The 302-nt window shown below is 55.0% G+C and carries 1 protein-coding gene; it reads right to left on the reverse strand.

What is annotated here, in order from left to right:
• Positions 1-98: 98 nt before the first annotated feature.
• Positions 99-302: hypothetical protein (locus AX690_RS23505; protein WP_231732081.1), on the reverse strand; the 204-nt coding region annotated here is incomplete at its 5' end.

The following is a 302-nucleotide window of genomic DNA, read 5'->3' on the forward strand; positions in this document are numbered from 1 at the left end:
AACTTTGGACGCCTATCTCCCCGAGAAGGGGGTTAGTTTTGCAAGCCGGAACACAGCGACAAAGCCGATCGTCTTGACCCAAAACGTCGGTTCCACTGCTAGTGGGCCGAAACCTGAAAAGTGGCCCTGTTCACATACGAACGGATTTCGTCGATCAGCAAAGGATCGCGAGCGGCATCAATTTGAATTCGGCGCCAGAACTCCACTTCAGTGAGGCTACCGTCCCTGACCAAGCCAGCGAATGCCTCTGATCTTCCCCCGAAAAAGTGGACGGGGTTAAGCCGCTCTGCGTTCCATCTCGG

Origin of the sequence: Caulobacter sp. CCH9-E1 (genome assembly GCF_001556515.1) — a bacterium.
Lineage (GTDB): Bacteria > Pseudomonadota > Alphaproteobacteria > Caulobacterales > Caulobacteraceae > Caulobacter.